At 61.8% G+C, this 20,856-nt stretch carries 16 protein-coding genes; 11 read left to right on the top strand and 5 right to left on the bottom strand.

Translation table 11 applies throughout. From position 1 onward, the window contains the following. Positions 1-31 precede the first annotated feature (31 nt). From WKV53_RS04405 to WKV53_RS04365, 9 genes are all read left to right on the top strand, one after another. Entirely contained in the window at positions 32-2,218 is a 2,187-nt protein-coding gene (locus tag WKV53_RS04405) for a GumC family protein (RefSeq protein WP_341403139.1), read from the top strand. 4 nt (positions 2,219-2,222) lie between these two features. Continuing rightward, entirely contained in the window at positions 2,223-2,816 is a 594-nt protein-coding gene (locus WKV53_RS04400; RefSeq protein ID WP_341403138.1) for a polysaccharide biosynthesis/export family protein, read from the top strand. A gap of 68 nt (positions 2,817-2,884) precedes the next feature. Further along, positions 2,885-3,625, top strand: coding sequence for a PDZ domain-containing protein (locus tag WKV53_RS04395; RefSeq protein ID WP_341403137.1), 741 nt, complete (start codon positions 2,885-2,887; stop codon positions 3,623-3,625). A gap of 88 nt (positions 3,626-3,713) precedes the next feature. Beyond that, on the top strand, positions 3,714-5,954 hold the full coding sequence (locus tag WKV53_RS04390; protein ID WP_341403136.1) for a carboxy terminal-processing peptidase: 2,241 nt from the start codon (positions 3,714-3,716) through the stop codon (positions 5,952-5,954). Beyond that, entirely contained in the window at positions 5,954-6,640 is a 687-nt protein-coding gene (locus WKV53_RS04385; RefSeq protein ID WP_341403135.1) for a YggS family pyridoxal phosphate-dependent enzyme, read from the top strand. The genes WKV53_RS04390 and WKV53_RS04385 overlap by 1 nt, the downstream gene beginning before the upstream one ends. After that, on the top strand, positions 6,637-6,939 hold the full coding sequence (locus tag WKV53_RS04380) for a gamma-butyrobetaine hydroxylase-like domain-containing protein (RefSeq protein WP_341403134.1): 303 nt from the start codon (positions 6,637-6,639) through the stop codon (positions 6,937-6,939). The genes WKV53_RS04385 and WKV53_RS04380 overlap by 4 nt, the downstream gene beginning before the upstream one ends. Beyond that, positions 6,936-7,319 carry a hypothetical protein gene (locus WKV53_RS04375; RefSeq protein WP_341403133.1) on the top strand — a complete coding sequence of 128 codons (384 nt, stop codon included), beginning with the start codon at positions 6,936-6,938 and terminating at the stop codon, positions 7,317-7,319. The genes WKV53_RS04380 and WKV53_RS04375 overlap by 4 nt, the downstream gene beginning before the upstream one ends. A 172-nt stretch (positions 7,320-7,491) precedes the next feature. Next, positions 7,492-8,019, top strand: coding sequence for an RNA polymerase sigma factor (locus WKV53_RS04370; protein ID WP_341403132.1), 528 nt, complete (start codon positions 7,492-7,494; stop codon positions 8,017-8,019). Beyond that, positions 8,016-10,079: an autotransporter outer membrane beta-barrel domain-containing protein gene (locus WKV53_RS04365; protein WP_341403131.1), complete on the top strand. Its 2,064-nt coding sequence runs from the start codon at positions 8,016-8,018 to the stop codon at positions 10,077-10,079. Before WKV53_RS04370 ends, WKV53_RS04365 begins: the two co-directional genes overlap by 4 nt. Before the next feature lie 32 nt (positions 10,080-10,111). Here WKV53_RS04365 and WKV53_RS04360 read toward each other — a convergent pair whose 3' ends face one another. Together WKV53_RS04360 and WKV53_RS04355 are read right to left on the bottom strand one after the other, a co-directional pair. After that, complete coding sequence (locus WKV53_RS04360; protein WP_341403130.1) at positions 10,112-11,848, bottom strand: chloride channel protein; 1,737 nt, start codon at positions 11,846-11,848, stop codon at positions 10,112-10,114. After that, entirely contained in the window at positions 11,845-12,273 is a 429-nt protein-coding gene (locus tag WKV53_RS04355; RefSeq protein ID WP_341403129.1) for a MarR family winged helix-turn-helix transcriptional regulator, read from the bottom strand. The genes WKV53_RS04360 and WKV53_RS04355 overlap by 4 nt, the downstream gene beginning before the upstream one ends. Positions 12,274-12,380: 107 nt before the next feature. Here WKV53_RS04355 and WKV53_RS04350 point away from each other — a divergent pair, with 107 nt between their 5' ends. Further along, on the top strand, positions 12,381-13,151 hold the full coding sequence (locus WKV53_RS04350; protein WP_341403128.1) for an EF-hand domain-containing protein: 771 nt from the start codon (positions 12,381-12,383) through the stop codon (positions 13,149-13,151). 23 nt (positions 13,152-13,174) lie between these two features. Here the strand turns inward: WKV53_RS04350 and WKV53_RS04345 are convergent, their stop codons facing one another. The 3 genes from WKV53_RS04345 to WKV53_RS04335 form a co-directional block, all read right to left on the bottom strand. Further along, positions 13,175-15,403, bottom strand: a complete 2,229-nt coding sequence (locus WKV53_RS04345) for a serine/threonine protein kinase (protein ID WP_341403127.1) — start codon at positions 15,401-15,403, stop codon at positions 13,175-13,177. A gap of 9 nt (positions 15,404-15,412) precedes the next feature. Further along, positions 15,413-15,973, bottom strand: a complete 561-nt coding sequence (locus WKV53_RS04340) for an ECF-type sigma factor (protein WP_341403126.1) — start codon at positions 15,971-15,973, stop codon at positions 15,413-15,415. Between the two features lie 141 nt (positions 15,974-16,114). Further along, positions 16,115-16,819 carry a LuxR C-terminal-related transcriptional regulator gene (locus WKV53_RS04335; RefSeq protein WP_341403125.1) on the bottom strand — a complete coding sequence of 235 codons (705 nt, stop codon included), beginning with the start codon at positions 16,817-16,819 and terminating at the stop codon, positions 16,115-16,117. A gap of 378 nt (positions 16,820-17,197) precedes the next feature. Between WKV53_RS04335 and WKV53_RS04330 the strand changes: the two genes are divergently transcribed. Continuing rightward, the gene (locus WKV53_RS04330; RefSeq protein WP_341403124.1) at positions 17,198-20,854 is read left to right on the top strand and encodes a beta strand repeat-containing protein; all 3,657 of its coding nucleotides are present in this window, start codon (positions 17,198-17,200) and stop codon (positions 20,852-20,854) included. Positions 20,855-20,856 lie beyond the last annotated feature (2 nt).

Raw genomic sequence — 20,856 nt, 5'->3', positions numbered from 1 at the left:
GCATCAATAAACCATTCAGCAATCGTTCGAAATGAACCAATCAACCAACCCATCGGAGGCTTCCCTCCATGCCATCGACTATTGGCAGGTCGTCAAAAACCGCTACGGGGTCATCCTTTTGACCTTCCTGTTGGTATTCATGACCGCGCTGGTCATCACCTACGTGATGCCGAAGAAGTACGAGAGCACTGCTGTCGTGCAGGTTCGTCAAAAGGGGACTGGGATTCAGGTGATTCCGGGCATGGCCGACGCCAGCCGGTATCAAGAGTCGTCCTCGGCGATGTTCTTCCCGACCGAGTTCGCCGTGATCAAAGCCCAGAAGACACTGGACGCCGCGATCGAGAACCTCGACCTCGTCAATCGTTGGAATACCGACCTTGAGACGGTGCGACGCACGCTCAAGGGAATCGTCGATGCCCAGGACATTCGTGGTACCTCGCTCATTGAGATCAAGGTCCGCTACAACGATCCGAAGGACGCGCAGAAGATCGCCAAGGAAGTGGCCGAGGCTTACCGTGAGCGCCGCAAGAAGCTCCAGGGTGACTATTCCAATCAGGCGCTCGACGAACTCCGCAAGGCGGTGATCGCCCAAGAAGACGCGGTGGAAGACAAGCGCAAGCTGCTTTCGCAGATCATCCGCACCGAAGGCATCATCTACTGGGGCGATCCCAGTGTTTCCGGTGGTCCCCGCGGGTTCACCAAGGCTGACGACGCCGAATCGGCGGCAAAGGCTTATGTCGACCTGGAGCAGGAAAAGATCCAGTTGGAGAGCCAGATCGAGACCTTGTTGAGATATGATGGTCCTCAGCTGATGAACTATGCTTCCGGTCTGAGCCTGCCGGATAATATCATCCCCGTGCTGCTGCCCCAATATCAGGAGCAGAAGCGCCAATACGAGGCGATGAAGAGCCAAGGCCGCGGAGAAAGGCACCCGATGATGCTTTCGCAGGCCTCCAATCTCCAGAGCATGGAGAAGGACCTGGTGGAAGCCGTGGCGAACCTCCGCGAAACCCTCAAGGCCAAGCTTTCCTTGGCCCAAGAGCAGCTGGCCCGCCTCAAGACCCGCATGGACGTGAAGGAGGACGACGCCGTCAAGCAGGGCATCGCCAACCAGAACTTCGTGGACGCGAAGAATGACTTCGAAACCGCCCAGCGACTGCTGGAGCAGCTGAAGGTGAAGGAGATCTCGGAAACGATGCAGACCAAGATCACAGAAGATCCGATCATCCTGCATGAGGAGCCGATGATCTCGAACGTGCCGGTGAGCCCGAATGTGACCCTGAACCTCGCCCTCGGCGCGGTGGTCGGAATGATCTTCGGTATCGGTGTCGCCTTCTTCCTCGAATACCTCGACACCTCCGTGAAGTCGCTGGAAGACGTGGAGCGCTATCTTCAAGTGCCGGTGCTGGCCGTCATCCCGAAGGACGTGGGTGTCCTCTACAAGCAGAGCGGCATGAGCCCGGATGCCGAGGCCTACCGGATCCTGCGCACGAACATCGAGTTCAACCGCAAGAACCCGGAAGACAACGCCATCACCGTCGTGTCCGGTGGTGCCGGCGAAGGCAAGTCGACCACGCTGGTCAACCTCGCCTACATCTGCGCGCAGGGTGGCTACACCACGCTGATGATCGACGCCGACTTGCGTCGCCCGCGTTTGCACACCTTCTTCGACATCAACAACTCGGTCGGCCTGACGAACTACCTGACCACCGAGCTGATGCTGGAAGACGTGATTCTCCAGACGCCGGTGGACAATCTCTACTTCATGCCGTCCGGCATCCTGCCCGCGGACGCCGCGGGTATTCTCAACAGCCGCCGCATGTCCGAGCTGATTCAGGACGTGAAGCAGCGGTTCGACTTGGTGCTAGTGGACTCGCCGCCGATCCTCGGCGTGAGCGACGCTTCCGTGCTCGCGAGCGAAGTGGACCTCACCATGATCGTGGTCCAGCACCGCAAGCTGCCGCGCAACATGCTGATGCGCGTGAAGCAGGCTGTCGAAAACGTGGGCGGTCACGTCATCGGCGTGGTGCTGAACAACGTGGATGTCCGCAGCGACAGCCAGTATCAATATTACACGAGCTACTACACCTACTATGCACCGGCCGAGTCGCAGCCGATGCCATCACCGGTGTCGAGCCAGCCGTCGCAGTCCCCGCAGCCGCGGGCAGCGTCCAAGAAGACCACTTCGGCGGACGATTCGAAACAAGACCTGTATTGACAGCATGAACTACTCACCGAAAGTCGGCCTTATGAAGCGCTTGTTCCTGATACTGATGCTCCTGTGCCTCTCGATGCCGGGACTGATGGCGCAGACCACGATCAGTGCGGGTCGCGCGATCCAGATTCAGGTCAAGGGCGTGCCAGCCGACGATTCGACCCTGATCAGCGGAGCCTATACCGTTTCCGACGGCGGGACGATCCGGCTGCCGCTTTTGTCGAGCCCGATCCGTGCCGCGGGCCTGAGTCCGACTTCGTTGGCCCAGAACATCGAAGCCTCTTACCGGGCAGAGAAGATCTTCACCACCCCGGCGGTGAACGTGGTCGCGACCAGCTTGGAAGGGATTGAAGAGCTGATCGTCACGGTTGGCAACCAGGTCCAGAGCCCTGGACCGGTGAAGTACTACCGCGGCATGACTATCTGGGAAGCGGTGCAGTCCGCCAAGGGTGCCACGCCGTTCGGTGCCCTTAACCGGGTCCGCCTCACTCGCGGCAAGCAGGTGAAGGAATACAACATGAAGAATCCCGAGCACATGAAGATCCAGCTCGAACCGAAGGACACCATCGAGGTTCCGCAGAAGAACGTCCTCGGAAACTAGTGTTCGGAAACCGTGCGATGAGCCCGGTAAACACCATTTGTCTGACTCTCGCCGGAAGCATCCTTTGGATGCTTCCGGCGTCGGTTTTTGGTGATGACGGTTTTCCTGCCGCGGCGCTGGGATCCTTGGCGAGCGAGGATTACAAGGACCGCGTGCAAGGCGAGCGCGCCCTGATCGCCTGGGGGCAAGGGAAGCCGGAGCAGGCCGAGGAGCGCCTGCTCAAGGAGCATGACGCCGCCACCGACCCGGAAGTGAAGCTCCGGCTCCGGGAGGCGCTCAAGGAGGTGGTGGCTTCGGAGCACCAGCGGAAGGACGGCCAGGGCTACGTGGGCATCCAGATGGCGGAGCAGAACGTGGCGCTTCCCGGGAACGGCGAGCAGCGTGGCGGCGTGCTGGTCACCCGGGTGAATCCGGACACCCCGGCGATGAAGGCGGGTCTACAGGCGAATGACGTGATCATCGGCCTGGACAATCTCAAGTGGCCTCCGGGCGTGGGCTTGGCTGCGCCGGGCATGGGTGTCGCAGGCTTGGAGGGGACTGCCACCGCAGGTTTCTCGACGGCAATCCGCGGTCACAAGCCGGGGGACAAGGTGGACTTGGAGGTTCTCCGGGGAGGGGAGGTGAAGAAGCTGGAGATGATCCTGACCGTCCGCCCGATGGGGCTGGACCAGGTGCCCCGATCCTTGCTTCTCCCGGGTGCTCCCTTGGAGGAGGTGGCAGAGGAGCTGAGGTCGCTGGAAAAAAAGGCAAAGGATGAGTATTTTGAGCGCTGGCTGGCCAGTAAGAGAGCTGCCGCCAAGAAGCCCTGATGTTCTTTTCGCCGGTTTTTAAAAAATCGACATTTTAGACCTTCGTGCGACGCTCTCCCACTTGTTCAGCCCAGACTTGGTTCTATCCATGAGCATACTTCGTATCCGCAGAGCCGCCATGGCGGCCGCACTCGCCGCCACTACCCTCACCGCCTGCGCACAACAGGCCAATTTCGATGAAGTCGGACGGCAGATGGCGATCATGCTGCAGAACAGCCACTTTGCCCGGCTGCCCTTCAACAACCTGAGCCAGCGGTTCCTGGACGATTTCATCTCCGACCTCGACTCCCAGAAGGCGTATTTCACGCAGGCTGACATCGACCGTTTCAACCGCCAGTACGCCAAGGACCTGTCCGCCATGCTGCTGCAGGAGAACAGCATGGCCGCGGCCAAGGACATCTACGACACTTTCAGGCAGCGCGTGGAGGCCCGTGTGGCCGAGGCCAAGCGCCTGCTGGCTGACAACCATTTCGATTTCACCCAGCAGGACAGCATCGAGCGCAGCCGCAAGGATGCTGCCTGGCCGAAGGATGAGGCCGAGGCCAATGCCAACTGGGGCAAGCAGATCAAGGAGGCGGTCCTTTCGGAGACCCTTCGCCGCGACATGATCGCGCAGCTCGCGGAGAAGCAGGGCAAGCCGAACCCGCTGAAGAACGAGAAAGATCCGAAGGACAAGATCGCCCTGCGTTACGAACGTTTCCTCCACAGCGTGGTGAAGGACGTGGATGATGAGGATGTGGCGGCCATGTTCCTCAGCTCGGTGGCCCGCTCGTTCGACCCGCACACCGATTACATGAGCACCCGTGAGATGGACCGGTTCCGCGACGGGATGAAGAACGAGCTCGTCGGCATCGGCGCTCTCCTTCAAGGCGAAGAAGACGGCGCGACCAAGATCATGGGCATCGTGGTCGGAGGCCCGGCTGACAAGCTCGGTTCACTCAAGCTGAATGACCGTGTGGTGGCCGTCGATCCAGATGGTGACGGACCCAAGGAGATGGTCGACATCATGTTCATGAAGATCGACAAGGTGGTCGATCTGATCCGCGGCCAGAAGGGCACGCCGGTGCAGCTGAAGGTGGAGCCAGCCGGCGGCGCGCCGGGCGAAACCAACCTTATCGCGATCGTCCGCGACATGGTCGAGCTCAAGGACGAGCAAGCCAGCGCCGAGATCATCGACATGAAAACTCCCGACGGGGAGAAGGCCCGTGTCGGCGTGATCACTTTGCCTTCATTCTATGCCGACTTCGATGAGGGCAAGACCCGCTGCTCGGTGGACGTGGAGCGTTTGCTGGAGCGTCTCAAGGCGGAGAACATCAACGGGCTGGTGCTCGACCTCCGCAACAACGGTGGTGGAGCGCTGGAGGAAGTCCGCCGCATGACCGGTTTCTTCACTCGCCGCGGTCCCGTGGTGCAGGTGAAGAACACCTTCGGCGAGATTCAGGTGAAGGAGTCCGATGCGAAGGAGTCGATCTATGACGGCCCGATGGTGGTGCTGACCGACAAGAGCAGTGCCTCCGCCAGTGAGATCCTGGCCGGAGCGCTTCAGGACGACAACCGCGCGGTGATCGTCGGCGAGTCGTCCACCTTCGGCAAGGGCACCGTCCAGCAGCCGATGGACATCGGCCGCATGCTGCCTTTCTTCAAGGCCCGCAACAAGGCCGGCACCCTGAAGGTGACCATCCAGAAGTTCTACCGTCCTTCCGGCAACTCGACCCAGAACAAGGGCGTGGTGCCGAACGTGATCCTGCCGAGCCTGACCGACGCGCTTGAAGTCGGGGAGTCGTTCCTGGACCACCCGCTGGAGTATGATCGCATCCGCGTGGCTCCCGATTTCTCGCCGATGAAGAAGGAGGATCTTTTCCTGCCGCGTCTGGCCGAGCTCAGCACCGAGCGGGTCAAGGGCTCGAAGGACTTCTCCTACGTCATCGAGGACGTGACCAAGACGAAGGCGCGCATCCGCGACAACAAGGTTTCTCTGAATCTCGCCGACCGTAAGAAGGAACTCGATGACATCGAGGCTCTGCAGCACGATCGTAACAGCGAGCGCAAGGCCCGCTTTGCCGAGATCGAGAAGAAGGACAAGGAGACGTTCACCTTCTTCAAGCTGACGCTCGATGATGTGGAAAAGGGCGGTGACCTGCGGCCCTTCGACCCAGCCAAGGACAACGAGGAGTACATGAAGCGTGCGAAGGACGAGACTGCAGAGCTCGACGACACGCCGAAGTGGCCTAGTGGCATGGATCCCTACAAGCGCGAGGGCCTGTCGGTCCTTGGCGACCTTGTGAAAATCACCCGCAATGCCCGGTTGGCCGGGATGCTGGATCGTTGATGGGCGACTTGGCCGGACGCTTGGCCGCGCTGCGCGGACGCATTGATGACGCCTGCCGCCGCGCCGGTCGAGAGACTGGCGAGGTGGCGTTGCTGGCGGTGTCGAAAACCTTTCCCGCCGAGGCGGTGCAGGAGGCCTATGAGGCTGGCCAGCGCTGCTTCGGCGAAAGCCGCCAGCAGGAGGCCGCGCCGAAGATCGAGGTGCTGCCCACCGATATCGAGTGGCACTTCATCGGTGGCCTCCAGCGCAACAAGGCGCGGAAGGTGGTCGCGGCGTTTCCGGTCATCCACAGCGTCGATTCGCTGCGCTTGGCGGAATACCTCGACCGCGTGGCGGGGGAGGAAGGCAAGCGGCCGAAGATCTATCTGGAGGTGAATATTGCCGGCGAGGCGAGCAAGGGTGGGTTTTCGGCCAAGGAGCTGCTGGCCTCCGCAGGGGCACTGGCCGGATTCCGCGACGTGGAAATCACCGGGCTGATGGCCATCCCGCCGGATGATGCCGAGGCTGCCCGCCGGTGGTTCGCCGCGACGCGTGAATTGCGGGATCGCTTGCGAGTTGAATCCGGTCTCGCGCTGACCGGGCTGAGCATGGGAATGAGCGCGGATTTCGAGGATGCCGTGCTTGAGGGCTCCACCGTGGTGCGTGTGGGCTCGGCGCTTTTTGGTTACCGTTCTTACCCCGCATGAGCCTGCTGCAAAACGTCATCGTGATTGGCAATGAACTCGCCCTTGCTTTCGACAATGGCGAGGAGCTCTACCTGCCGCTGGATCTGCTGCGGCGCGCTTGCCCGTGTGCGGCCTGCCAGGGTGAGCCGGATGCACTGGGCCGGGTGCTGCGGCCAGTGCAGCAGATCGGCCCGCGCGGCTTCGAGTTACTGAAGAGTGAGGTGGTCGGCGGCTATGCGATCCAGCTTTTCTGGGCTGACGGGCATTCGACGGGGCTTTATACCTTCGACTACCTCCGCCGCCTGACCCTGCTTCCGTGAATGAGAATCCCTACGCCCCGCCTGTCGCCGGTTCGGAACCGGACGATCTCCAGCGGCCGGCGTTGCGGGAGATCGTGCTGGGTTGGGAGAAGCTGCGGCTCTGGTACAATGCGATCCTGCTGGTGCCCGGACTGGGGGTGATGGCGAGCTGGGTCGGGAAGCAGGGGATGCCGTTTTTTCTGGCGCTGGTGATGGCGGCGCTGGTCGCCATGGGGGCGAATTTCTGTTTTCTGCTCGGCCCGGCGGCCGAGCTCTACCTGCGCGGGCTTTTCCGGCAGGGTCGCCCGCTGGGGCGGGGGCGGCTGCTGATTTTCGGGGCCGGGCTGGTGATTTCGCTCGGTGTTTTTGCCGTGGCGCTGGCCGGGGTTTGGCTGGTCTGAGGGCGGTCCTGAAATTTTTTCGGGAAATTTCCAAGGAAGTCCCGGGGTGCCCGTCATGCATTCCAGCACCGATTCAGGAGCTTCCGTTTTCCCCTCCAAGGCCCCTACACTCCCGCCGTCGGTACGCACACACCGGCGGCGGGAGTTTCCCTCTCCACAGCATTCCCTTCCCATGCCTGCCCTGACCTCCGAGACCTCCGACGCCTGGTTGTTGGAAACCCTCGAGCGCTACGAAAAGCCGCTTCTGAAATACGCCCTGGGGCAATGCGGTGACCGCGAGATGGCGCGGGATGCGGTGCAGGACACGTTTCTCAGCTTGGCCACCGAAGTCACAAAGGCGCGCCCGCAGAATCTCTCCGCGTGGCTGTTCAGCGTTTGCCGGAATCGCCTGATCGATGTCCGCCGCAAGCAATTCCGGCTCGTTCCGCTGGAGGATGATCACTTGGAACGAGACTTCGACGGCATCCCCGCGCCGTCCGAGCGGATCGAGACGGAGGAGAAGAATTCCGCGCTGCTGCGGATGGTGGAATCACTGCCAGAGCGTGAGCGGGAGCTGGTGCGGCTGAAATTCCAAGCCGGCCTGAGCTATCGCGAAATCAGCGAGGTCACCGGCATCACCGAAGGCCACGTGGGCTACCTGCTTCACCACGCGGTGAAGGACCTGCGCGAACAGTGGCTCAAGGAAGGGCACGAACGATGAGGACGCCCGACGACGAATTCGAAAAGCTGCTTGCCGAGGCATTTGGCCCTGGTGGAGGCGAGCTATCGCCGTCGCGGCCGGCTGACGAAGGCGTGTCCGCGATGGACGCGCCGGAAGATGAATTTGAGCGGATGCTTTGCGAGGCGCTGGATCCCGGCGAGATCGAGCTCTCGTCGGCGCAGCGGAGCAAGCTGCTGGCCGCGTTTGCTGCTGTGGATTCCAATCCGGTCGTCACCGAAGCGGCGGAGCTTGAGGAATTCACGGCGCTGCTTGCCGAGGCGCTCGATCCCGGTGAGATCGCCTTCGAGGACGAGGAGCGGCGCGAGCTGATCCGCCAGATGACCGGGGCGGCGGCGGGTGACAATTTGACGGCATGGGCGCTGGGCGAGATGCCATCGGCCCAGCGCGAACAGCTGGAGCGCCGAATGGAGGTGAATACCTCGCTGCGCGAGGAGGCTCTTTCCTATCGCCGTTTCTGCAACCGGATGACGGAGACGCTGCCCGCCTCGGCCCGGCCGGGCTGGTGGGATCGCACGCGGATTCGCCATGTGGTCTTCGGTGCGCCGCGCCGCATCGCGTGGGTCGCTGCTGCGGCGATGGTCGCCTTGCTTTTGACGCTGACGCTGCTGCCGAAGTCTCAGGAGCGGGCTTCGAGCGTGGCCAAGCAGAATCATACGATTGCTCCCCGGATCGAGCAGGCTCCGGCTCCGATGACGCCGGTTGAAAAGGTAGATCCGCAGCCGGTGGAAGAACCGCAGCCGATGGTTGCTGAAGTCATTCCAACTCCCACGCCGATTCCTGCGCATGTGGCACCTGTGCTGGTGCCGGTCTCCAAGCGTCCTGATCTTCTGCCGTGGGAAATCCCTGCGATGGCGGACGAGCCGGCGTATGCGTTTGCGGGCCCGGTGTTGCCACCGGTCGCGGCGGCACCGGTGGAAGTTCCCGTGAGCAGCCGCTTGGCCGAGCTGCCTGAAGTTGCCACCAATGTCGGAATCGAGTCGTCGATGGCGGAGATCGCGACGTCCGATGAGGGCTTGTCCGCTCCCTTCATGAACGACGGCGGCCCGGGTGAAATGATGCTGGCGATGAATGACGATGGCCGGCGCATCATCGGCAGTGGGGATTCCGAGGTTTCGCCCGGCGGTAGCCAGCCGGTTATCCAGCCGGAGTTCGGCAGCGTGTCGCTCGCCAATCTCCAGCCATACATTCTTCCCAGCCTGCTCGGTGGAGCGACCTCGGGCCGCCCGGAGATCAGGGAGGGGCAGGGGAACCACACGATTTCCGCGGATTTCCGACTGCTCGATCTGGGCCTGTCCACGGGCAATAGCGTCGACGCCGAATCGTGGAGCGCGAGTGCTGCCATGACCTGGCAGCTCACTCCTGAATGGCAGGCAGCGCTTTCGATCGGCGGGATCGACTCGAAGCTCGAGGTGGATGGCTTTGGCGACGTGGATGTGACGGGCGCGGCGTTTGGCGGTTCGCTGGATTGGAAGAAGGACGGCTACCATGCCGCGCTCGCCTATGAGATCGGGTTCTTCGATCAGGAGCTTCTTCGTCATGGGGCCGGAACGTTCCACCAAGCCGACCAGGATGCCACGGTGCAGCGGTTGTCGTTTTGGTTCACCCGTGAGTTTGAGGCCGGTGCGTGGAAGCATGGTCCGGTGCTTGGGCTCGATGGCTCCTTCGGTAGTCTCGCGGCCTATCAGGAAGTGGGCGGTGTGGCGATGGCGGGCCGGGATTTCAAGTCGCTGACGACACTGCTCGGCTGGCAAGCGTGGGGGCGCTTCGATACTTCGGCGGGGCCGATGTTCCCGAACTTTGTCGCGGGCTGGCGCCATCGCCCGATCGTGCCGGATTCGGCGATCTACCAGACCTCGGTGGGCCAGGGCTTCGCCGTCGATCCGGATGTGCCGGAGCGGGATTCGTTGCTCTTGGAAGGCGGCCTGCGCTGGCTGCCTGGCGATGGTGGTGTGTTCATCGATCTGACCGGCAGTGGCGAATGGCGCAATGGCGGCGAGTCGGACAAACGCCTGCAGCTTGAGGTCGGGATCAGCTTCTAACAGGGCCGGGGTTCTGGTCCTGTGATGGAGCTTTACGGATGCGGCATCCGGTCGAGTTCGAGATGATAGCGCTTGGCTTCGAGGATAGCGCGGCGCGTCACTAGGCCGACCAGCTTTGGCGCTGGCGAGCGGTCCACCACGGGAATCCGGCCGATGCCGTGGCGGATCATCCGATCCGCGGCTTCGGCCAGTGAGTCTTCGGCGTGGATCGTCACGGGATGCTGGATGCCCGCTTCAAGTACGGTGGTCTGCGGTGACTCCAGCGCGGCGAAGAGATCCGCGCGCGTGATCAGCCCGAGCAGGGCTTGGTCCGGACCCGTGATCGGGATCAGGCGCACGTCATGCCAAGGCGTGCCCGGGGTCGCGAGGCGCAGGGCGATTTCCGCCACCGTCTCTTCCGGACCGACTTTGAGTGGCTCGGCTTCCATGGCCTTGCCCACCGGGATCGATTCGAGGAAATCCGGTTCGTAGTCGCTGGGCACGCGCACGCCGCGGCGAGCCAGCTTCTCGGTCATGATCGTTTCCCGCATCAGCACGCGGGAGACCAGCACCGCGGCACCGCAGCCGAGAAGCAGTGGGCCCAGCGAGCCGGCGGCATGACTCGCCTCGTAGGCGAACACGACCGAGGCGAGGAAAGCGCGTGAGGCGCCGGCGAAGGTCGCCGCCATGCCAATCAGCACGCCCAGCCCGATCGGGAAATCTGCATAGAGCGGGATGCCGTGCAAGGCGTGGGCACACAGCGCGCCGACCGCGCCGCCCACGGTCATGAGCGGGGCCAGCGTTCCGCCGGAAGTGCCGCTGCTCAGGGCCACCCACCAAGACAGGAACTTGAGCGTGGCCAGGGTGAGGATCGCCTTCACCGCGAGGCTGCCTTCCAACAGCTCGCGCAGGTTATCGTAGCCCACGCCCAAGGTCCGCGGCTCGATCCAGCCGATCACGCCGACGACCAGCCCACCGATGGCGGGCCACCACATCCAGTGGACTGGCAATTTCTCGAAGGCGTCTTCCAGTGCGTAGACGGCCTTGGTCACGATGACGGCGAGCAGCCCGCAGATGCCACCAATGAGGAAGGCACCGCTCGAAAGCGGCAGGTCCGGCGCACGGTCGAAAGCCAGCGGGAACATTGGCAACGGCTCATGGAAACAGGAGCGCAGGGCCATCGCCGTGCCCGCCGCGAGTGCCACCGGCAGGAAGCTCCGCCCGCGGTATTCGAAGAGCAGCAACTCCACCGCCAGCAGCACCGCTGCCAGCGGCGTGCCGAAGATGGCGGTCATCCCCGCGGCAGCTCCGGCGGCCAGCAAGATCTTGCGCTGCACCGGGCTGCTGGGCAGCCACTGGCCTACCAGAGAACCCACCGCTCCGCCGGTGGCGATGATCGGGCCCTCCGCGCCGAAGGGGCCGCCGGTGCCGATGGAAATCGCTGCCGACAGTGGCTTGAGAATCGCCACCCGCGCCGGGATGCGGCTGGCCGCGGTGCCGATTGCCTGCATTGCCTCCGGGATGCCATGGCCGCGGATCGCGGGGCTACCCCAGCGGGCCATCACACCGATGATCAGTCCGCCGATGACCGGCACCAGGATGCCCCAGGCTCCCCACGTCGAAAAATTCGGCACCGCCTCCGCAGTGGAGACATGGCCGTGGAAGGCGAGATTCGTGCACAGCCGGATCAGCGCGATCAAGCCGACTGCGATCAGGGTGACCCCAATTCCCAGCAGCACGGAGAGCAAGGGAATCCGGCTGCGTTGCCAGATGGAAAGACGAGCACTCATGGGATCTGGCAGAGCGCGGAAAGATGGCGGATCAATTCGGGGCCGAGCTGTTGCAGCTCGGTCCGGTGACTGCGGGAAAGGCGGTCCAGGCGCGCCTCGCCCTCCGGCAGAAGCTCCAGAATGATCGCCCGGCGGTCAGTCTCCGACGGGCGCTTCGCCACCAGACCGGCTTTTTCCAAGCGCTGCGCCAGCTCGACTGCCGTGTGGTGCTTCAGGCACAGCCGCTCCGCTAGGATTCCTACGGTCGTCGTGCCGGGCTCCCGCCCGCGGATTGCGAGGAGGGCTTGGTGTTGCTGAGGCGTGAGGCCTTCGGTCGCGGCGGACTTTTCGCTGAAATTCAGGAAGTTCCGCAGGATGTAGCGGAAATCGGCGAGGCGGGTGTAGTCGGAGTCGGCCATCGGGACGGCCTCGGGAATGCGGGTCACGGCGGGCAATTATATCGTGATGCGATATATGGCAACAATTACCGTTGGAAGAATTTCCAAGGAATTCCGTGGAGCCCCGTCATGCAGGATGCCGCTTCACTCCTCTCATGAAATTCTCCCTCGCTCTGTGCTCTGTAGTCTTCGCCAGCAGCCTGCTTCCGCTTTCCGCCCAAGAGGGGAAGGTTGAAGCCGTCGAGCCGGCCGATTCTGATCCCTCCAAGCCAGTTGCCTTGCCTGATGATGAGTCCGATGATGGTGCCGCGGATGAGGAGGATGATGAAGGCACGGACGTCGGGCTTCCCGAAGATCCGGAGTCGACCGACGGGATCTACACCTTCGGTGGCAGTGGCCCTGAGGAGGATGGTGACATTGATCCAGTGATCTATCAGAGCGGCGTGCCTGCCGGGCCGAAGGTTTCGGCCAAGGAAAAGCGCGCGAATCTCCAAGCCGACATCGTCGATGGTTGTATCGTCACTTACGGCGCATGGGATGGCGATGGGAATGGTGCTCTCGACTTGGAGGAATTCTCCGCCCACTGGCCGGGGCCAGTGAGATCGCATGCCCGCGCTTTCAAGCGCATCGACAAGGATCGCAATGGGCTGATTACGGCCAGCGAGTTTTCGCTGAAGAAAACATCCCCGGCGGTGATGCCCAAGGCCATGGGTATTCTTGAAGCTGCGGAGTATCGGTCGTCCTTCAATGCGCTCGATTTCGACGGCAATGGCTATCTGACCTTCGGTGAGTTCACGGCCGTCCTGCGTCCGATCGGTCCTGGTATCCTTGAAGCGATCTTCGCCGAGGCGGACCGCAATGGTGATGGAAAGATCAGCTTCGCCGAATACACGCACCGTCCGGTGAATGTAGCAGGGGTGGAGTGAGGAGAAGAAGACGCGCTACGGGGCTATTGTCCGGAAAGCCTCTCCATTCCTGTTGCGGAAACCAGTGCGTCAGCTTCGCCGAGAAGAATCCGTGCGATGGCCCAGTTTGACCAATAGAGCCGTTGGTTTGCTTCGAGATCGAGGGGGCCAGCCTCCCATGTCCGGACATCTTCCCTTACCTTCTCCAATCCCTCAAGTGCTTCGGTCCTCCTGCCATACCGCAGGTCGATCAACGCGAGGATGGCGGTGCACACCGCATCCCGGGTTTGGCTGCCTTTCACCGCCAAAGCCTTCATTGACCAGCTCCGTGCGTCTTCGAGCCGCCCCTGTCGATAGGCATAGAGTGCGAGCGTGAATTGCCGCCAAGCGACCAGATGGGTATCGTGCTCCTTGTTTGGTCCGGCCACGGTTCCTTCGGTGATCGCTGCGACGGAAGCGAGGCTTTGGAGCGTTTCGGCATCCGTTGGCTCCAGCAGGGTGATTTTGAACAGATGCTCGGCCACGGTGGAATTGGTCGATTCGCGGAAGCGGCGCAGGGCAAGCTTGCGAAGTTCCGCATATTGCCGGGGATCTCCCCATTCCTTGAGTGCGGTGGCTGCCGGCAACCACTCGCGGGAATTGGCATCGGTGTCCTTCATGTCCACGTTGGCGAGGACGTGAACCAGCGCATCGAAGCGATCCGCCGCAGGCTTCCACCGGGTGTTTTTCAAGTTCAAGTTTGCAACGGCTACCAGCGTGTTCACCGATTCCAAGGACGGCGGAAACTGATCCACGGAAAGCCCGGACACCAACTGGTCGGCTTCGTTCACTTCTCCGTACCGGATCAAGACCGCAGCCTGGGTGACGATGTCGGCGGACTGTGCTAGCCGGTAGAGCCGGGATTCGTTGGCCCGTGCGAGTTCGACTTGAGCCCTCGATTCTTCCGCGGCGGTGCGCGCTTTCTCGGCATCGCGCCGGGCGTCACTTTCACGAAGGAACAGCCAGGTGGCTACGCCCAAGCCTCCTAACAATCCGATGAGCGCGACCGCGCCCGCGGCGAAGAGAGCACGGTTTCGCCTTACCAGTTTTGAAAAAAGATACCAGCGGCTTGGAGGGCGGGCGACGACCGCTTCCTCCTGAAGGTAGCGTTGCACATCCATCGCGAAGCCGCTGGCCATCTCATAGCGACGGCTGCGGTCCTTCTCGATTGCCTTCATCACGATCCAGTCAAGGTCACCTTCCAAGATGGCGGGGAGGCGGTGGGGATCGATCGCCCTGTGGAGCGCGATCTTTGCCAATCGCTCCTTTGGCATGGTTCGCAATTTCGCGGAAGGCACTCCCACTTCCTGATCCCGGATCAGCGAGCGAATTTGTTCCACGCCGCGGTCCTTGAATTCCTCGTGCTCGAACGGAGGAAAGCCACGCAGCAACTCGCAGAGTACGGCTCCGAGGCTGTAGATGTCACTGCGTGTATCGATGTCGCCCTCACCATCGGCCTGCTCGGGACTCATGTAAGCGGGAGTGCCCATGAATTGACCGGAGCGAGTGATGGTGGCCTCTGCTTCACTGCTGGCGATGGTCGCTTTCGCGATGCCGAAATCGATCACCTTCGGCACGGCTCGGCCGTCGTGGTCTCGCACCAGGATGTTAGAGGGCTTGATGTCGCGGTGGATGACGCCCTTCTGGTGGGCATGCTGGATCGCCTCGCAGACTTGTACGAATAGCTCCAGGCGATGGCGCAGTCCCAAGCGCTTCCGGTCGCAATACTCGGTGATCTTCTCTCCATCCACCAACTCCATCGCGAAGTACGGCCGTCCCGATCCCGTGACACCGGCATCGAGAACGCGGGCGATATTCGGGTGGTCCATCAATGCCAGCGCCTCCCGCTCCATATTGAAGCGGGCAATCACGTTTTCCGTATCCATGCCGATGCGGACCACCTTCAGCGCCACCTTGCGCTTCACGGGCTCCATCTGCTCTGCGAGGTATACGACCCCGCAACCGCCTGCGCCGAGCCGGTCGATCAGACGGTAGGGGCCGATGCGGGCGCCGACGCCGCTCTCCTCTTCGCCATCGGGCCGAACCGTTTGATCCATCGTTGGCTCGAACTCGAAGAACTCCTCCGAGTTCCCTTCAAGCTCCAGCAGCTCTTCGATCAATTCGCGCAGTGCGGTGTTTCCATTGCAGGAGAACTCCAGGAAGGCACGTCGGTCGGCGGGCGATGCGATGCTCGACGCGGCAACGAATAGCAACCTGTCAATTTGTGCTGCCATCGGTGTCTCCTATTCCAAGTTCAGCGTGATCATCCGGAAGATCTTGGCCCTTGCGAATGCCCAGTAGCGCTCGACGGTGCGCTCGGTCACGCCATCCATCGCGGCGATCTCCTTGTTGGTGAGACCAGCGAAAAATTTCAGCGTGATGATGCGGACGCTTTCGGGATCCTCCTCTTCCAGACGCGTCAACATTTCGTCCACGAGCAAGACGCGGTCGTCGATGGAAGCGGCTTCGATGTCCAAGCCTTCCAAGGTGAGAGTCTCGGGATAGTTACCGCGCTTCTGGCTGGCCTTCGCGCGGGCCCGGTCGACGAGGATGTGACGCATGGCCAGTGACGCCGCGCGGAGGAAGTGGCGGCGGTTGTCCCACACGCGTTCGTCATTTCCCGCCACCGCGAGCCACGCTTCGTGAACCAGTGCCGTCGCCTGGAGCGTGTGTTCGCCGCTTTCATCGGACAGACGCTTGGCTGCCAGTTCCCTCAATTCATCGTAGACCAGAGGCAGCAGCTCCGATGAAACCCGGCCGCTGGGCAGGTGGGTGGCTTCCAGGATCTTGCGAATTTCGTCCACTGCCGGGAGTGCGCCAGCTTGAGTTGAGGCGCGCTTGGAATGATGCGTTCCGGCCTGCGTTTGTCGCTCCCTATTCCCGTCAATGGCGTTGCTCGACCACCCGGGTGGAGGGCTTTTCCTGGCCTGACGGATTCGTGCCATTTACGAGAGGCACCTTGGCTGACTGAGAGAATCGCGGTATTTCATGGCGGCTTCAGTCCGCGAGTGAACGGAGAACTTCCGGTAGATGCTCTTGAGGTGAACCGCGACGGTCCACACCGTGATATCGAGTTCATCGGCGATCTCCTTGTTGCTCAAACCCCTGCAAATGCACTGCAGCACATGGCGTTCGCGACGGGTGATCTCGGAAGGGCTCATCTGGTTGCGAAGCAGATTGTGGAAGTCCGTTACCAGCCCTTGAGCGACTTCCGCGCTGACCGCTGCGCCGCCATTGCACACCGTCTGGATCGCGCGTGCGACATCGGCAGGAGTGGCAGATTTGAGAACGTAGCCGGAAGCTCCTGCCTTGATGGCGGCGAGGATCGTGTTCGAATCGTATGACGATGTGACCGCGAGAATCTGGATCAAAGGGAAGCGCACTTTGATCCGCGAAGTGGCAACCAGCCCGTGGACTTCCGGGAAATCGATATCCATCAGGACCACTTGGGGAGGACTTTCCTCCAGACTCTCGAAGGCATCGATGCCGTTTCGCCAGAAGCCGGTGCATCGCAAGTTGGCATCGTCGGAAATGCCTTTCAGCAACCCTTGGCTGCTGGAGAAGCATTTCCCGATCACCGCCACCGCGACCGGTTGAGCGCAGGGTGAGTAGGTGGCACTGGCGTGCACATATTCGGATTGGGCAATCACGATCGTGGAGTGGGTGGAGATCGCTGACCGGATGGAGAAGCGATCAAGCCTCCTGTCCTAGGGCGGTAATTCCTTCCAAAACCCGACACGGAAACTGCCGGCAGCGAGTGGAGCATCACTGCATGCAAATTTTTTGACCGGGAGGTGTCGGGTCCTGAAGAGAAATTCCGCCCTATCCGATTGGCGGGACCGCATCTCGCGCCGCCAAAAGCCCAACCCCTCGAACCCAAAGCGACTCATCAGGAGCTCGCCGCGGAGCATTGTGCCCGTGGCGCTCCGGAAAATCGAAACCCAACGCAGGCCCACAGAGTTATGAAGCATTACCCTCGGACGACTTCACTTTCCCCCTCCAATCCTTTCTCACGCCCATCTTCCTGGTTGCGCAGCGCGTCGACCCGGCTCGCCATTATCCATGCGGGTGTGGTGGCCTTCGCCCCCTCATTCGCCGCGGCGACCAATCTCTACTGGGATAACAACGGAGCCACAGCCGGTACTACCGCCACCCCGACGGGTACGTGGGGTACTTCCAATTTTTGGAATACGGACGCTGCGGGTGGAGCAGGTACGCTCTCGACGGTGACCACCGCCGCAGATGATGTCTTCTTCTCCGCCGGCACCGCTGCGACGGGCGCCTACACGGTGACGGTTTCCGGAGCAAGGGCCGCCCACAGCGTCACTGTGGAAGAGGGAAGCCTGAGCTTTGCCGGGGCCAACACGCCATCACTGACTCTCGGAACGGGCGGGATCCTCGTCGATGGCACTGGCAAGCTCGGCGGAGTCGCGACGCTTACTTCGTGGCTGCTGGCGGGAAACCAAACATGGACCACCAATAGCACGGGAACCGTTCCTGTGTTCAATCCAAGTGCCTCGACGACTCTGGCGGGCGTTCCCAACACCGGCAATATCGTGCTGACCCTGTCAGGGACCAATGGCACCGTCGATTCCGTCTTGTATCGCGGCGTGATCTCGAATGGCACGGGCAACACACTGGCGCTCATCAAGAATGGCACGGGGACGTGGAGATTCGAGGGAGCAAACACTTACACCGGTGGATTTACCCTCAATAGCGGAGTGATGGACTTTGCCATCGGCTCTGCCGGAGCCGCCAATGCCGTCACCAGTGGTCCATTCGGAACGGGCACCCTCACGATCAACGGCGGATCGCTGAAGTCACGCGGTGCTGGAAGGACGATATTCAACCCGATCGTCCTTGGCGGAGATTTCTCGATCATCGGAAACAATCCGACGACGCTTGCCGGTTCGATGGACCTGGGTGGAGTGGTCCGTACGATCTCGCTGGTGGACCCGGCAGCGACTCACATCGTCTCAGGGGTGATTTCAAATGGTGCTCTCACCAAAGCGGGGCCAAACCCCTTGTCGCTCACGGCAGCCAATACCTATGCCGGTGCCACGACGGTAAGCACGGGGACTCTGATCATTGGCGGCACTGGAGCGATCAATTCGAGCAGCGGAATTTCCGTGTCCGGTTCGAATGCGAAACTCCTTCAAACCGGCACGGTTCCATTGACGCCTGCCATCACGGTGACCGAGGGGATTGTCGATGGCACCGGGACGGTGGGTGAGGTGAATTTCGCCAACTCTCCCTTTGCTGCGCTTGCCAATGGCAACAACGGCTCCGGGACATTCACGACCGGGAACTTGAATTTTGCGGGGGCGGCGACCATCACTGCCAATATCTCCGGCACGGCAGTGGGGATTGCTGCTGGCGCGCTGACCACCTCGGGAACGGATGGCGCGATCGTCGTCAACGTCAACCGGACAGGCGCATGGAACAACGGTCCGAACAACCTGATCAGCTTCACTTCATTTCCGTCCGCTGACGTGGGCGACTTTGCCGTGGGTGTGGTGAACGGTCCGGTCTTGGGCGCACGACAATCCATTGGCGGTCTCGTTCTCAACGGGAACAACCTCGCGCTCCAGATCAACGGGAACCCGATCCGGTGGACCGGTCTGCAAAACGGCCAGTGGACCATCAACAACGTGGGAGGGTCCCTGAATTGGAAACTCACGTCCGACAATTCGCCGACCGACTTCATCGAAGGGGACGATGTAGTCTTTGACGATGCGCCTGGCGCTGCCCAGTCGGTGCAGATCGACGATGGCGATGTGCGCCCTTCCACGACGACATTCAACAACTCGAGCGCGGTCAATTACACGATATCGAGCAATGGTGGCTTTGGCATCGCGGGCGGACCTCTGACCAAGAACGGGACGGGAACCCTCACGCTGGCTTCCACCAATTTTTACGCGGACGGGACCGTGCTGAATGATGGGCGGCTCAATCTCAACAGTTCGCTAGCGATCGGCTCGGGGCCCTTCACGATCAATGGCGGCGTGATTGGGAACACCAGCGGTGCCCCGGTTGCCTTGTCCTCCACCAACCAGCAGAACTTGAATGTGGACCTCAGCTTCGTGGGCCCGAGCGATCTTGATCTGGGATCCGGGGCCTTGAGGGTAGGCGGCGCCGGGACGAACCGCTCCATTACGGTCGACTCCGGGACGTTGACCATGGGAGAGCTGAAGGCTCCGGCTCACGGCGTGACGAAATTGGGGGCGGGAACCTTGATCCTTTCCAGCCTTGGTCCGAATGCGGAAGCGAGTGTCGTTGCGGGCACGCTGAATGTGGCTGCCGGAACCGTGCAGATGGCCAGGACGGGGATTGCCGGTGGCGATCTTACCACCGGGGGAATCACCGGCACGGGGACCATTACGAACGGCTCGCTTGAGGAGCGCTGGCTGTATGTGGTCAGCGCGGTTACCGGGGCGTTTGATGGAACGCTGGCGGATGGACCTGCGGGAGCCCTCGGCTTTAACAAGCAGGGTGTGGGTACGTTCACCCTCACCGGACCGCATTCCTACTCGGGGAGGACCACGGTCGGAGGTGGCACTCTGGTCATGCACTCGACCAATTCCTTGAGCGGGGACGTCGACGTTGCCAGCGGCATTTTGAGAGCCGAAGCAAACGGTGCACTGGGTGTGGGTCTGGTGACCATCCGCAACCTGGCGTCCGGCCTGCAATTGCAAGGTGGGATCACGCTGCCGAATCCATTCCTGACCAGCAATGATGGCAGCGGTGCTTCCGGCTATGCGATCGCGAGCCTCAGCGGCAACAACACGCTCACAGGTGACATCACGATGACGGATGGTGCCAGCTTCACGACCGTCCAATCGGACAGTGGCGCGCTCACCTTGACTGGCACGGTGACCAACAACATCGCCGGCGGGCGGACACTGATCCTTGAAGGTGCATCAACGGATGCCAACAAGGTCACTGGGGTGATTCAGGATGGGACCGGGATCACCAGCCTCAACAAGCGTGATGCGGGAAGCTGGACGCTGGAAGGAACCAATACCTATACGGGTGGCACCACGGTCACCTTGGGAACACTGACGCTTACCAAGGCTTACCTTTCGGATACCTCGGCGGTGACGATTGCCAACGGTGCCACCTTGCAGCTGGCTCATGCCCTGACCGACCGGGTCGGTTCGCTCACGATCAATGGTGTGGTCAAGGGCAACGGTGTGTATGACGCTACGACCGATCCGGGCTTCATCAGCGGCACCGGCAAGATCAGGGTCGGTCCTGAGCCGGGATACGCGTCCTGGACGAGTGGCTTCCCGTTCACGGTGGGTGTGAACGATGCACCGGAGCAAGATGCCGATGGCGATGGGATCAGCAACGTGCTTGAATACGTGCTGGGTGGGGTTCCAGTGGGAGCAGGTGCTTCTGATACCTCGATCCTTCCCCAGCAGAGCCTGACGGCTACCGATCTCGTTCTGACGTTCCGTCGCTCCGATCTGTCCGAGACCGATGCGATCGTGAAGGTCCAGTGGTCGACCACCTTGGGCGGCTGGAATGATTTCGCCACCATCGGTGCGGTGGACGCGCTTCCTGCGGTGGATATCACGGAAGACTCGCCGACGGCGGCGCTGGATACCGTGGTGGTGCGAATTCCACGCAGCAACGCTGGAGGCGGAAAGCTCTTCGGCCGGGTGGTCGCGACCAAGCCCTGATC

The organism is Luteolibacter sp. Y139, from assembly GCF_038066715.1.
GTDB lineage: Bacteria > Verrucomicrobiota > Verrucomicrobiia > Verrucomicrobiales > Akkermansiaceae > Haloferula > Haloferula soli.
The sequence above is the reverse complement of the archived record's forward strand: the minus strand, read 5'-3'. Positions and strand labels throughout refer to the sequence as shown.

Excerpts from the sequence above, each read along its gene's own strand:
- WKV53_RS04405 (WP_341403139.1), top strand. The coding sequence starts at position 32 with ATGAACCAATCAACCAACCCATCGGAGGCTTCCCTCCATGCCATCGAC.
- WKV53_RS04400 (WP_341403138.1), top strand. The coding sequence starts at position 2,223 with ATGAACTACTCACCGAAAGTCGGCCTTATGAAGCGCTTGTTCCTGATA.
- WKV53_RS04395 (WP_341403137.1), top strand. The coding sequence starts at position 2,885 with ATGCTTCCGGCGTCGGTTTTTGGTGATGACGGTTTTCCTGCCGCGGCG.
- WKV53_RS04390 (WP_341403136.1), top strand. The coding sequence starts at position 3,714 with ATGAGCATACTTCGTATCCGCAGAGCCGCCATGGCGGCCGCACTCGCC.
- WKV53_RS04385 (WP_341403135.1), top strand. The coding sequence starts at position 5,954 with ATGGGCGACTTGGCCGGACGCTTGGCCGCGCTGCGCGGACGCATTGAT.
- WKV53_RS04380 (WP_341403134.1), top strand. The coding sequence starts at position 6,637 with ATGAGCCTGCTGCAAAACGTCATCGTGATTGGCAATGAACTCGCCCTT.
- WKV53_RS04370 (WP_341403132.1), top strand. The coding sequence starts at position 7,492 with ATGCCTGCCCTGACCTCCGAGACCTCCGACGCCTGGTTGTTGGAAACC.
- WKV53_RS04365 (WP_341403131.1), top strand. The coding sequence starts at position 8,016 with ATGAGGACGCCCGACGACGAATTCGAAAAGCTGCTTGCCGAGGCATTT.
- WKV53_RS04360 (WP_341403130.1), bottom strand. The coding sequence starts at position 11,848 with ATGAGTGCTCGTCTTTCCATCTGGCAACGCAGCCGGATTCCCTTGCTC.
- WKV53_RS04350 (WP_341403128.1), top strand. The coding sequence starts at position 12,381 with ATGAAATTCTCCCTCGCTCTGTGCTCTGTAGTCTTCGCCAGCAGCCTG.
- WKV53_RS04345 (WP_341403127.1), bottom strand. The coding sequence starts at position 15,403 with ATGGCAGCACAAATTGACAGGTTGCTATTCGTTGCCGCGTCGAGCATC.